General features: G+C 43.0%; 10 protein-coding genes. 3 read left to right on the top strand and 7 right to left on the bottom strand.

Going from position 1 to position 12,715, the window contains the following annotated elements; translation table 11 throughout:
- Positions 1 to 678: 678 nt before the first annotated feature.
- Positions 679 to 1,245, bottom strand: a complete 567-nt coding sequence (gene efp / locus CWO27_RS11465) for an elongation factor P (RefSeq protein WP_048661402.1) — start codon at positions 1,243 to 1,245, stop codon at positions 679 to 681.
- 33 nt (positions 1,246 to 1,278) lie between these two features.
- On the opposite strand from efp, the gene epmB reads away from it, so the two are divergent.
- Both epmB and CWO27_RS11475 read left to right on the top strand, forming a co-directional pair.
- The gene (gene epmB / locus CWO27_RS11470) at positions 1,279 to 2,301 is read left to right on the top strand and encodes an EF-P beta-lysylation protein EpmB (RefSeq protein WP_107898987.1); all 1,023 of its coding nucleotides are present in this window, start codon (positions 1,279 to 1,281) and stop codon (positions 2,299 to 2,301) included.
- 196 nt (positions 2,302 to 2,497) lie between these two features.
- The gene (locus CWO27_RS11475; protein ID WP_055320086.1) at positions 2,498 to 2,986 is read left to right on the top strand and encodes an MgtC/SapB family protein; all 489 of its coding nucleotides are present in this window, start codon (positions 2,498 to 2,500) and stop codon (positions 2,984 to 2,986) included.
- Between the two features lie 93 nt (positions 2,987 to 3,079).
- Here CWO27_RS11475 and CWO27_RS11480 read toward each other — a convergent pair whose 3' ends face one another.
- The 6 genes from CWO27_RS11480 to CWO27_RS11505 all read right to left on the bottom strand — a co-directional run bounded on the left by CWO27_RS11480 (position 3,080) and on the right by CWO27_RS11505 (position 11,031).
- Complete coding sequence (locus CWO27_RS11480) at positions 3,080 to 4,558, bottom strand: sensor domain-containing diguanylate cyclase (protein ID WP_107898988.1); 1,479 nt, start codon at positions 4,556 to 4,558, stop codon at positions 3,080 to 3,082.
- Positions 4,559 to 4,814: 256 nt separating this feature from the next.
- The gene (locus CWO27_RS11485; RefSeq protein WP_017068001.1) at positions 4,815 to 5,372 is read right to left on the bottom strand and encodes a VC2662 family protein; all 558 of its coding nucleotides are present in this window, start codon (positions 5,370 to 5,372) and stop codon (positions 4,815 to 4,817) included.
- A 675-nt stretch (positions 5,373 to 6,047) separates the two neighbouring features.
- On the bottom strand, positions 6,048 to 7,112 hold the full coding sequence (locus tag CWO27_RS11490; RefSeq protein WP_170960805.1) for an acyltransferase family protein: 1,065 nt from the start codon (positions 7,110 to 7,112) through the stop codon (positions 6,048 to 6,050).
- Between the two features lie 629 nt (positions 7,113 to 7,741).
- Entirely contained in the window at positions 7,742 to 9,388 is a 1,647-nt protein-coding gene (gene groL, locus CWO27_RS11495; protein ID WP_048607778.1) for a chaperonin GroEL, read from the bottom strand.
- A gap of 51 nt (positions 9,389 to 9,439) precedes the next feature.
- Entirely contained in the window at positions 9,440 to 9,730 is a 291-nt protein-coding gene (locus CWO27_RS11500) for a co-chaperone GroES (RefSeq protein ID WP_004741353.1), read from the bottom strand.
- Positions 9,731 to 9,912: 182 nt separating this feature from the next.
- Entirely contained in the window at positions 9,913 to 11,031 is a 1,119-nt protein-coding gene (locus tag CWO27_RS11505; RefSeq protein WP_102431593.1) for an LPS O-antigen chain length determinant protein WzzB, read from the bottom strand.
- A gap of 156 nt (positions 11,032 to 11,187) precedes the next feature.
- On the opposite strand from CWO27_RS11505, the gene CWO27_RS11510 reads away from it, so the two are divergent.
- On the top strand, positions 11,188 to 12,531 hold the full coding sequence (locus CWO27_RS11510; protein ID WP_107898990.1) for an MATE family efflux transporter: 1,344 nt from the start codon (positions 11,188 to 11,190) through the stop codon (positions 12,529 to 12,531).
- The last annotated feature ends 184 nt before the right edge of the window (positions 12,532 to 12,715 follow it).

Below are 12,715 nucleotides of genomic sequence, written 5' to 3' on the forward strand. Positions count from 1 at the left end.
GATGCGAAAAGCTTAAAGCAGATGCGGGATTCGAGTAATCGAGATGCGAAAAGCTTAAAGCAGATGCGGGATTCGAGTAATCGAGATGCGAAGAGCTTAAAGCAGATGCGGGATTCGAGTAATCGAGATGCGAAAAGCTTAAGAGCAGAAAAGCGAAAGCAGAGCTAGGTTATCCAGCTCTGCTTTTTTTTTGTTTTTCGTATCTCGCATCTCGTTTACGCGCATCTGCCCTTTCCGCTCTTCGTATCCCGCATCCCGCTTACTCTCATCTGCCCTTCAAGCTCTTCGTATCCCGCATCCCGCTTACTCTCATCTGCCCTTCAAGCTCTTCGTATCTCGCATCTCGCTTACTCGCATCTGCCCTTCAAGCTCTTCGCATCCCGCATCTCGTTTACGCGCATCTACCCTTTCCGCTCTTCGTATCTCGCATCTCGTTTACGCGCATCTGCCCTTCAAGCTCTTCGTATCGCGCATCTCGTTTACGCGTATCTTCCTCTTCCGCTCTTCGTATCCCGTATCTCGCTTACTCGCATCTACTCTTAAGCTCTTCGCATCCCGCATCTCGCTTACTCGAATCTGCCCTTCTGCTTTTCCTGACCGCCAGATACAAAAAAGGTCGCTCATGAGCGACCTTTTTCATTGTACTGAGCCATCCAAAACAAGATGGGCACAATCAAATTACTTCACACGACCAACGTATTCGCCAGTACGAGTATCAACTTTAACAACTTCACCGATTGCGATGAATAGAGGTACGCGAACAACCGCGCCAGTTGCTAGAGTTGCAGGCTTACCGCCAGTACCTTGTGTGTCGCCTTTAAGGCCAGGATCGGTTTCTGTTACTGCGATCTCAACAAAGTTTGGTGGAGTTACTGTGATAGGGTTATCATTCCACAACGTTAGAGTACAAACGTCATTTTCAACTAACCATTTTGCAGAGTCAGCAACTGCTTTTACGTCTGCTGCGATTTGCTCAAATGTTTCGTTGTTCATGAAGTGATAGAATTCGCCATCGTTGTATAGGTAACCTAGTTCAACGTCAACAACATCTGCAAGCTCAAAGCTTTCGCCTGATTTGAATGTTTTCTCTAACACTTTGCCTGACAGCAGTTTACGAAGTTTTACACGGTTAAACGCTTGGCCTTTACCTGGCTTAACGTATTCATTGTCGATAATTGAGCAAGGCTCGTTATCTAACATGAATTTTAAACCGCCTTTGAATTCATTGGTGCTTACTGACGCCATGATTTTCTCTTCCACATCTTTGAGTTAATTTCAATGCCGCATATCATAACCCGAAAAGTCGAATCTGTTGAGCAAAACTGGCTCAAACAACTATCGAATGCGATCTCTGACCCGACAAAACTGCTTGAGGCATTGGAAATAGACCCAACACCGTGGCAAGCAGGCTTCGCTGCTCGTGAGCTATTTGCACTTCGGGTACCTCTTAGCTTTGTCGAACGAATGGAAAAAGGCAACCCACACGATCCTTTGCTAAGACAGGTTTTACCGCTAAGTGAAGAGTTTGAGGTGCACCAAGGCTATTCCGCCGATCCACTGGAAGAGCAAGAGAACGCAATCCCGGGCTTACTGCACAAATATAAAAATCGTGCACTGATGATAGTGAAAGGTGGCTGTGCGATTAACTGCCGCTACTGCTTCCGTCGTCACTTCCCTTATCAAGATAACAAGGGCTCAAAGTCTGTTTGGCAAACCAGCCTCGACTATGTGACGGCTCACCCAGAGATCAACGAGTTTATCTTGTCGGGTGGCGATCCACTGATGGCCAAAGACAGCGAACTAGAGTGGCTTATCAATGCTATCGAACAGATCCCACATGTAAAAACCGTTCGAATTCATAGCCGATTACCGGTTGTGATTCCCGCTCGAGTAACGGATGAACTGTGCCAATTGCTAGCTCAAACTCATCTCAATGTGGTCATGGTCAGCCATATTAACCATGCCAATGAAATCAACTTGGAGCTCAAGCAAGCCTTCCATAAGCTTAAGCTAACTGGTGCGACTCTGCTCAACCAAGGCGTGATGCTTAAAGGTGTGAACAACAGCACTAACTCATTGAAAGAATTAAGCGAAAAACTATTCGATGCCGGTGTTTTACCTTACTATATGCATGTGCTTGATAAGGTTCAGGGCGCTGCTCATTTCTATATTTCAGATGAAGAAGCCAAGCACCACTTCAAGGGTTTGATCTCTGAGGTTTCTGGCTACCTAGTACCTAAGTTAACCCGAGAGATTGGCGGACGCAGCAGCAAGACACCACTCGACCTACACATTGAATAACTCTATCTCGAGCAATGGTCGCTTCTTGAGTATCAAGAAGCGACAAAAGAAAAAACTCCCCTAGCTTCACCTTAACAACATCGGCTGCTAGACTTTAAGTCATCTTTATCAATCGTTAAGACAAAAAGTTTTTGTTCGATCGTCCGGTCTATTATTAGCATACTCGGCTCTATTCTAAATTTTTAGGAGGGGTGATATGACACAATTTATAGAACAAACTCTCAACCTTGCCCCCTTTAGCTGGGCAGGTCTTGCAGTATGCATGCTGTGTGGTTCGTTAATCGGCATCGAGCGACAAACACGCGGTAAACCGGTAGGGATCAGGACATCGATTCTGATCATCAGCGGCACCTACTTCTTCCTCACCATGGCGATTAGCCTTTCCCCTAATACGCTCGATCAAGCTCGTGTGCTTGGGCAGATAATTACTGGGGTGGGTTTCCTTGGCGCAGGGGTAATGATGACACTGGATGGCAAGATTCATGGAGTCACGTCAGCCGCGATTATCTGGGTGCTCGCTGCATTAGGTATGATGATCGCACTTGGCCACCTTTCTCAATCAGTCATTATCACGCTAATGGCGCTAGTGATTCTGCTTGGTGTCGACAAGGTGGAAAATAGCTTCCAGAGCCTGCGTCGTGGTGTTCACCAAAAGTGGATGAGAAAAGGTCGCGCGAAAAAGTAACCTCTCTTCTTGAATGAGATTTACTAGACACAATTCCTTAGACAAAAAAGAAGCCTAGTCAAACGACTAGGCTTTAAGCTATTACGAAAGCGCTTAATACACCTGAATACACACCTGGTTCTTGCCCGCAGCCTTTGCCTTATAGAGCTGTTCGTCGCAAGCGCGAATACTCTGGTTTTCCCACAAGTGCCCAACACTGTCGAATTTGTACAAAGAGTAGAGCGTCGCGCCACCAGAGACAGAGATATTTATCTTGTCACCCGTTGGGCATCGATAACTCTGTAGGCTAATGTCGTTTTTGATTCGCTCAAAGATCGATGAAAGCAACTCTGATGATTCACCCGTAATCGCAACAACAAACTCTTCACCACCAAATCGAGCCACGATATCTTGCTGTCTAACGCTGTTCAGCATCAACTGAGCAACATGACAAATCACCTCGTCCCCCACTTTATGACCATATTGATCATTAACGACTTTGAAATCATCGATATCAAACACGCCAACACCAATAATCGGCTCTTCATCTTGCGCCAGTAATCGGGTTTCAAAGCCACGTCGATTCAGCAAGCCCGTTAATGGGTCGCACATTGCTAGGGCATTTAAACGCTGGTGCTCTTGTCTTGTATAGAAACGCCATAGCCATAAAACCGAGAGCAGATACAAAACCAACAGTATCGAAAGCTGAATCTTCTCCATCTCCAATACATGCAGAAAGTGCTCGCTCTTATCTTCTTCAATACTCAGATATAGCTGGGTGTTAATGTCATCAACATACAGAGGCTTAGAATAGGTAAAGTCCATAAAGCCGTATTTGTTTGCGCCTCGCGTACTTGTGACTTTATAGCCATGGGTAGGGTTTGATACTAGGTTAGAGACATAGCCATCGACACCCAATACCCCTTTAAACTCACCATTAACGTAGATCCCTTTGGTTAAGGTCACCACTTTTTGACCTGTCAGATAATCATCGTATTGGCCGGTATACACCACTTGGTCTTTGCCTTGCGATAGGCCAAAGCGAACCGTATTGATCCAATATGGTCGGCTATTTACGACAGAGTCGAACGTATCACCTTTCATATATTGGGCAATATCAGAGGGGGAAGAGATAATAAACTTCTCTTTCGAGATGAAGTAGATCGCTGAGATGGTATCAATGGTATTGGCGAAATAGGCCATGGTAGGCGCAGTAAACAAACGCTTACCCGCTTCGGTATAAAGGTCCGATTTCGGGTTACACATCTCGCGAGGGCCAGAGAACATAAAATCAAAACGAGGGGCATGTTGCTCCTCACTAGTGAAGTAGCACGTCTCACCTTCAATCTTTTTGTCATGCGAGAATACGTAGGTATCCCCATGCAGTGGATAAAGCGCAGTGATGTTGTACTCAAGCGCATTTATGATCTGTGTGAGCTCCGCTAAAGAGCGTGTCACGCCTTGGTTTTCGATTCCATACTGTTTATCTGATTCTTCCGCTGAATCAACGAGCAACAAGCTCAAAACTACTAAAAAACTGGCGGTCAGACTTAAAAAAGCCTTTTTAAAATCGATGGTATGGTGGTTAATCAAAGCATATAAATCATCATTGGGAATTTATCGCACATTGTACTTATAAGTAAAAATACTGCAACAGGAAATATAAAACAATATGCTTATCAGGTGGTTTGAGAAGTTTATCTTGGTTGTGGAATTGAATGTAATAACGCCTAAACAAGGGTTTAGGCGTTGATAGGCTTAGCTTTTAAACGCTAATGCGCTAAATAAAAGCTAATACGCCAACTAAACATCGCTCGCCAATAGTAGAACTAAAGGCTAAACGACCGCTTTATTTAGCAAAGTTGACAATCGGGAAGCACGGGAAGAAACCGTTATCAGCACAGTTGATCAGGCCAACTTGTACACCTTCGATTTTGTTGGTTTTGTTGAAGATACCAACCTGAACCGTCGACACTTCTGAAAGGTTCGCTGCGCCAACATCAACCATAGTGTTACCTTCTGAGTAGTTGACGAAACTCACGTTCGCGCCTTTTACATCATTGGTAATGTTCACTGCACCAAGGTTAACACCCGTTGTTTTACCTGTGTTCCAGTTGAAGAAACCAAGTGAAGCACCAGTCATTTCTTGATTCACTTTTGATGCACCGAAGATACCCAGGTTCACACCTGTTGTTGTTTGCGTCTCAGACATACCAACGACCGCAAGATCAACACCTTTAAGGTCGTTTACTTGTCCGTGAAGCAGAGCTAAACGTACACCGCCAACCGCATCTGAATCAGGTGCGTTGAAGCCGTTGATCGTTGAAAACATAACAGGCGAAGAAGCGAATGCCGCTGGTGCCATTACTGCTGCCGACACAGCAAGTACTGAAAGTAGTTTTTTCATTGGGGAGTCTCCACTGACTTATTGTTGACTTGATTAATCCATTTTCAATCAAGCATTTATTATCCTTTATTCAACAGCTATCCATGTTAGACCAATGTCATAACTGTACTGTTGAATATAAGACGGTAAATCAAAAAGAGCAATGATTAAGAGCAGATGCGGGATGCGAGTAAACGAGATGCGAAAAGCAAAGAGCAGATGTGGGATTCGAGTGAACGAGATGAGAAAAGAATAAGAGCGGATGAGAGATACGAGTAGCGAGATGCGAAAAGAATAAGAGCAAAGATAAAAGCAGATGCGGGATACGAGTAAACGAGATTCGAAAAGCAAAGAGCAGAGATAAGAGCAGATGCGGGATACGGGTGACGAGGTGCGAATGCGAATGCGAATGCGAATGCGAGGTGCTGATAAATGAGTTTCGAAGAGATAAGAATAGAGAAAGAGAATAATCGCCTTCTTTTTTTCATTGTTCTAGCTATTTAATTAAGGCGCTTAATATATGAAGTGCCTCTAATGTAAACCGATGGTTTTTTCGAATCAAAGTCACTAACATTTCAAGCAAACTAGAAAAGAGCTACTAGAGAAAATTTATAAAAAAACCCATCTAAATACATACTCTGAGATGGGTTTTCGATTTTTTATATAGATATAGCCTCGTTCATGAACGACTACATTTTAACCACTAATCTCAATCTTTTTTTCTTTAAAGACGCTAAATACACAGCTTACTTTTTTACAGCGTGAAACTAAACGCCCTTCAATATACCTATAACTCAAGTATGAAAGAAGCAAGGTCAATACTGTATAAGTAAAAAACAATATTAGATCATTGTTATGGTAGTCTTTAATATCAAAAATATAACTGCAAATTGGAACAGATATTGCTGCATGGATTAAATATGTAGAGTAGGAATAATCACCTAACTTCTTAAGCGGAAAAAAAGCATAGCTATCAAACACTTTCTCGTTACACATGAGAAGCGCCATAACCAATAAAACAATAGCAGTTATTTTATATGGTTGAGCACCACCATAGATAAAGAAACCACAAGAGAAAGATAACAAAAGCAATGAGATAAGATTATTAGTCTTGAATAACCCTTTGGTATACCCTAGCCCAATAACAATCCCCCAAGCAAACTCTCCAATGTACTTTGACTCAAAGAAGAAACTAAAGCTGTCGAATGGCCATAATTGACGAGGAAACAACAACAAAAGAACGACAGGCATAAACCAATACTTCTTAAAAATTAGTATACTAGACATGCATATTATGTAGAATGACACTTCAAATAACAAAGTCCAACCAACTGTTAAATATGGATAAGCTCCTAGAGAGGGGGATGGGTTTTCATGGTGTATGAACAGTAATGACTTTATCAGCGATGACACAGTCCATTCTGAAGTTATAGCATCTGGTATAAAAAATGAAAGAATAACCATTACTAATGTATAGAACCAGTAGGGTGGAACCACTCGTAATAACCTATTTATTATAAACTTTTTCGCATTTAGCATTCGCTGTGCGCTTAGAAATATAATAAAACCACTGATAACAAAGAATATATCAACTCCAAGCTTTCCATAATGCATAAGGAAATAGCCTACACTTTCTCCAAATATACTTTTCGACATATCCCAAGAAAAAAACACTTGACTATAGTGATGATAAACAACAAGCCAAGCTGCTACCCCCCTTAAGATCTGAAGTGATAATATTTGTTGGTTTTTCTTATCCAAAGCCGATCCCCCTGACACATTACTATGGGAAGTAAAAAGGTTAATCATACCCTAAACTAAGAAGCTGTAAATGAAATCTATACTTCGTTTTGCCCCTCATCTTTTCCTGATCGATAAATACTTGAAAAACAAACACGACTCTCGCCCTTTGAATTTACAATAACAATTCCTTCTTCTTACCTTCAAGTAACACCTAGAAATCAAAACTAGCAACCGCACCAGCCATGATAAACATCAATTGACCTGTCGATGATTATTTATGGGTACTAAGGCTTAATACCGCCGGTGATACTCCTTTTTTATTCCAAATAATCAACACCTTCCAACAGATGTTTTGTGCTTCTTCCCAACAGACAACGCTTGGTTGCTACTATTACCCCTCCCAACACAATCCAGCCTTGTAATAAACTGTAGCCCCTTTGCCTTTGCTCTTAACTCTTTTATATGAACACCTTGTCACATACTTTAAAGACAAAACATAACTCCGGAAACCTTTTAAAATAAAAAGAATAGAGTTGCCATTAAAAAAGGGATGCCAGAATCTTCAAACCGGCATCCCTCAACGTCTACATTCGCGCCCACGTGAAATTAAGTCATTGTTTATTAATAACTTAATTATCTTTAGTGGTTTACATCATACCGCCCATGCCACCCATACCGCCCATGCCGCCCATATCAGGCATTGCAGGAGCTGAATCTTGAGGCTTGTCTGTCACCATCGCTTCTGTTGTGATCATAAGACCAGCAACTGATGCTGCGAACTGAAGTGCAGAACGAGTCACCTTAGTTGGATCTAGGATACCCATAGCAATCATGTCGCCGTATTCACCCGTAGCCGCGTTGTAACCGTAGTTACCTTCGCCAGCACGAACGTTGTTAGCAACCACTGATTCTTCATCACCCGCGTTCTTAGTGATTTGACGAATCGGTGCTTCCATTGCACGTAGTGCAACACGGATACCTACGTTTTGCTCTTCGTTGTCACCTTCAAGGTTAGCAACTTTAGATGCAGCGCGGATAAGTGCAACACCACCACCAGCAACCACACCTTCTTCAACTGCAGCGCGAGTTGCGTGAAGTGCATCTTCTACGCGGTCTTTCTTCTCTTTCATCTCAACTTCAGTCGCAGCGCCAACTTTGATTACTGCAACACCGCCAGCTAGTTTCGCTACGCGCTCTTGAAGCTTCTCTTTGTCGTAATCTGACGTTGCATCTTCGATTTGTTGACGGATTTGAGAAACGCGACCTTGGATCATCACTTCATCACCCGCGCCATCAATGATGGTTGAGTTTTCTTTAGTGATAGTAATACGCTTAGCTTGACCTAGGTCTTCTAGCGTTACTTTCTCAAGGTCTAGACCGATCTCTTCAGAGATAACCGTGCCGCCCGTTAGGATAGCGATGTCTTGAAGCATAGACTTACGACGGTCACCGAAACCAGGTGCTTTAACAGCAGCCACTTTAACGATGCCACGCATGTTGTTCACAACGAGAGTTGCAAGCGCTTCGCCTTCTACATCTTCAGCGATGATAAGAAGTGGACGAGATGCCTTAGCTACTGCTTCTAGAGTCGGAAGAAGTTCACGGATGTTCGAAACTTTCTTGTCGATAAGCAGAATGAATGGGCTTTCTAGATCAACAGAACCCGCTTCTTGGTTATTGATGAAGTAAGGAGATAGGTAACCGCGATCGAACTGCATACCTTCAACTACGTCTAGCTCGTCTTGTAGAGCCTGGCCTTCTTCAACTGTGATTACGCCATCACGGCCTACTTTTTCCATCGCTTCAGCAATGATGTTACCTACTGTCGAATCCGAGTTCGCAGAGATAGTACCTACTTGAGCGATAGCTTTAGTATCAGAACATGGAACAGAAAGGCCTTTAAGCTCTTCAACTGCTGCGATAACCGCTTTGTCGATGCCGCGCTTAAGATCCATTGGGTTCATGCCAGCAGCAACGGCTTTTAGGCCTTCAGTGATGATTGCTTGTGCAAGAACTGTCGCCGTTGTTGTACCGTCGCCCGCTGCGTCATTCGCTTGCGAAGCCACTTCTTTCACCATTTGTGCGCCCATGTTTTGGAACTTGTCTTCAAGTTCGATTTCACGTGCAACAGAAACACCATCTTTAGTGATCGTTGGTGCGCCAAATGATTTGTCTAGAACAACGTTACGGCCTTTAGGACCTAGCGTTACTTTTACCGCGTCAGCCAGAACGTTTACACCTTCTAGCATTTTAATACGTGCGTCGTTACCAAATTTAACGTCTTTAGCAGCCATCTTTATTTCCTTTAAATTCTTTATTCAGTCAGTTCAGTTTTATGGGTCGGATTACTCAACGATCGCCATGATGTCGTTTTCAGACATGATCAGAACTTCTTTGCCGTCGATTTTTTCAGATTTAGTGCCGTAGCCTTCAGCGAAGATAACAGTGTCGCCAACTTTAACGTCCAATGGTTGTACTGAACCGTTTTCTAGAATGCGGCCTTTGCCAACAGCTAGAATTACACCGCGAGTTGATTTTTCAGCGGCAGAACCAGTTAGAACGATGCCACCAGCAGATTTAGATTCAACTTCTTGGCGCTCAACGATAACTCGGTCGTGTAGAGGACGGATATTCATCGGTCAGATCTCCTGATAATTTCCATTTAATTTGATAGTTGCCACGATTGGCATGGGGTTAAAGAGTATGTTGGGGCGATGTGGAAGAACCCAAGGGGGGAGGTGGACTTTTTGTGAGGAAACTCAAACAACAAGGAGTGAGAAAAGAAAAATGGCCAGTGATAACACTAGCCATTAGAAACTTAGTCTTCTTTTCTAAACACAAAACGTATTAGAACGATCGCAACCCCAAACATACCACCTAACAATGTTCCAAATATAACTATCAAAGCACGTTTAGGTTTATCACGAGTTATCGGTTTTTCAACATTATCTAAGTAACGGAACGTTTGAAACTCAGCATTTCGATCAATTTCAAGATTCTTCAACATATCCAGTTTTGCATTTATTTGTTGAAGACGAGGCTCAATAACACTTAAATTTTTAACTGACTCTAGGGCTTTAACTTTTGCATCTAAGCCCTTAGCACCTAAATCGATGCTAAATAATTCACTCTCATTGCCTGTTTGAATTGGTCTATCGACTCCTGCAGACTTGGCAATTTGGGCTGCATATTTTGTTCGCTCAGTTTCAACTAACAACTTAGTACTTGCCTGGCTTTCTAAAATTCTTTTTTGTTGGATCAGCTCATTATGCTTGCTATTCACTATAGCGCGTAAGTTATTAAATGCATCTTCACGAGCTTTTAACTCTGTAGTCAAAATGTAAGCTGTTAACAAGTCGAAACTACTTTCCTTAGTCGTTGTTTGAAAACTAATAGTATATGGTGAATTAAGATCCTTTTTATCGACTTTAGAAGCGGAAATACTATCAAACCATTTTGCATATAAGATTCTAACCTCATCCGGTGTCATATCAGAACTGTCAACAAGCATAGAGTTTTTAAACTCTTGAAACGCAGCACTATTACCTAAGAAATCTCTCTTATTATCCGCTGAGTTAAAGGTATTCATAAAGCGCTGAAACAATACCTTAGGATCAACCAAACCATCCAGTTCTCTACTGACAAGGACGGTGCCATCTTCTTGATAGATATCGAAAATAGGTTGAAACTGCTTCACTTGTTGTTGATATGCAGCTAGGTTTTGGGGTTGACCCTTGGTGATCTTTGCATTGGAAGACCACAACTCTTGAGCTAACAAAGCAAAACCAATACTACTAGCAGTAAATAAAGCAGTAACCAATATGACCATTAACTTGCCGTCCCACAAGGCCTTAAAAAGCTCTAACAAATCAATCTTATCGCCCGTTGTATCCAACGATGGGTCTTGCAGGGAGTGTGGCTGTGTATGCTGCTTCACTATAAATCTCTCAAAACATCTGAATTAATAACGGCAGAATGCTATCACACCGTATGCTGTTAGTATTGTGTGATTTGTAAACTTTATGAAAGCGATCTTCAGACTACTCACAATTCACTGTATCCTAGCCATATTCTAGTTCAATCGGCGTTTTACATGCAAGATAAGCACGGGCTATTAACTGCTCCTATTGAGAGTACATTGCGTACCATGACCATACCGACCATATTCGGTATGGTGGCGATCTTGATGTTTAACTTAGTCGATACCTTCTTTATCTCATTACTGGGTACCCAAGCCCTTGCTGCGGTGAGCTTCACCTTCCCTGTCACCTTTGCCATCAACTGCATCACCATGGGGCTTGGCATCGGCCTTTCGACGTGTATTGGAAGGTTACTTGGCCAAGGTTGCGCACAAAATGCCGCTCGCTTTACTTGCCACGGTTTACTGCTTGCGGTGTTGCTTGTTGGCTTTGCATCAACACTGGGCTTAGTAACACTAGAGCCTATGTTTACTCTGTTGGGGGCAGAACCTGAGTTACTGCCACTGATATCCGAATACATGTCAGTCTGGTATTTAGCGATACCGCTACTTGTTATTCCAATGGCAGGTAATAGCGCAATACGAGCCAGTGGTGATACCAAAACACCGGCCAAAATCATGATGTTGGCAGGCCTGATTAACGGCATTCTCGATCCTCTATTAATCTTTGGTTACGGCCCTTTCCCAGAGCTAGGAATTCAAGGCGCAGCCATTGCTAGCGGATTCAGTTGGTTTGGTGCTTTATGTGGCTCACTGTATGTATTAACCATACGAGAAAAGCTACTTGCTCCGCCTAAGCTAAAAAACATCATCGATGACTGGAAACAGATCTTAACCATTGGCACACCCGCCGCGCTTTCCAATGCCCTTAACCCACTTGCTGGCGCCATTATCATGATGATGTTAGCCAAACAAGGGACAGAAGCTGTAGCGGCTTATGGCGCTGCCCAGCGTATTGAATCGATTCTTATCATTGTGTTGATGTCTCTGACTTCGGCTCTTACGCCTTTCATGGCGCAAAACTTTGGCGCTAATAATCCACAACGTAGTTTCAAAGCTCTGTTCTTAAGCATGCGCTTCGCCGTGATGTTCCAAGGTTTGATTTTCTTAATGATGGTGCCATTGAGCATCCCTTTGGCCGCCCTGTTCTCTCAAGAAGAATCTGTACGAGGCATCCTGTGGCATTACCTGTTAGTTGTCCCGTTTAGCTATGGCTTCCAAGGAATTATCATGATGCTGATTAGTGCAATGAATGCCATGCATCAACCTCTCAAAGCCTTTCAATGGAGCTTCATGCGTTTGTTTGTATTCACATTGCCATTCGCTTGGATAGGCAGCCAAATTGATGGTGTCGAAGGGCTGTTTATTGGCTTAGCCTTGGGGAACATCATGGGTGGTATTTCATGCTATTGTTTTGCACTTCGTGTGAGGGGGAAAGCAGATACGGGATGCGAGTAATCGAGATGCGAAAAGATGTAAGAGCTTAAGAGCAGATACGAGATGCGAGTAACCGGGATGCGAAAAGATGTAAGAGCAGATGCGAGATGCGAGTAATCGAGATGCGAAAAGATGTAAGAGCAGATGCGAGATTCGGGTAGCGAGATGCGAAAAGATATAAGAGCAGGTGAGAGATTCGGGTATC

The organism is Vibrio sp. 10N.286.51.C3 (genome assembly GCF_003050065.1).
GTDB classification, from domain to species: Bacteria; Pseudomonadota; Gammaproteobacteria; order Enterobacterales; family Vibrionaceae; genus Vibrio; species Vibrio crassostreae.